The sequence below is a fragment of the Vibrio sp. 1288 genome, assembly GCF_033344475.1.
In genome coordinates this window covers 1-506 of the sequence record NZ_JAWPOX010001192.1, presented here as the reverse complement: position 1 = coordinate 506, position 506 = coordinate 1, and the positions used below count along the sequence as shown (strand labels likewise).

General features: G+C 46.4%; 1 protein-coding gene. It reads left to right on the top strand.

The window, feature by feature from the left end; translation table 11 throughout:
* Positions 1 to 468: sensor histidine kinase (locus R8O11_RS31620; RefSeq protein WP_318195436.1), on the top strand; the 468-nt coding region annotated here is incomplete at its 5' end.
* Positions 469 to 506 lie beyond the last annotated feature (38 nt).

The window sequence follows — 506 nt, the reverse complement described above, 5'->3', positions numbered from 1 at the left end:
GGCAAAACAGAGCGAGCACGAGAACTGGGTTTGCAGCTGGTGGTCGAGGAGGGCAGTCGCTTGGAGCCGCTTTCTGAATGGTTAAATTCGGAAGATCTGGTCACCATTTTAGGCAACTTGATCGACAATGCGTTTGATGCGACTTTGAGCGTTATTCGCAATGAATCCAACGTTGCATCAGAGCGTCGAAACATCGAAGTCTCGGTTAGCGATTACGGCAACGAAGTGATTTTAGAAGTCAGCGATCACGGATGTGGGTTGCCAGAGAACATTGAACCTCAAACCCTTTTCAAAAAAGGCATTTCGACAAAATCTCGACAAAATAGAGGGGTAGGTTTGCACCTAGTGAACCAATTAGCGACCCGCTATCACGGGCATGTTGAAATGCTACCAAACACAGAACATGGAACGCGAATAACCGTGTATTTGCCAAAGGAAGAACAAGTAGGAACATGGCAACGCGAGTGATGATCATTGAAGATGACATTGCCATTGCTGAATTACAC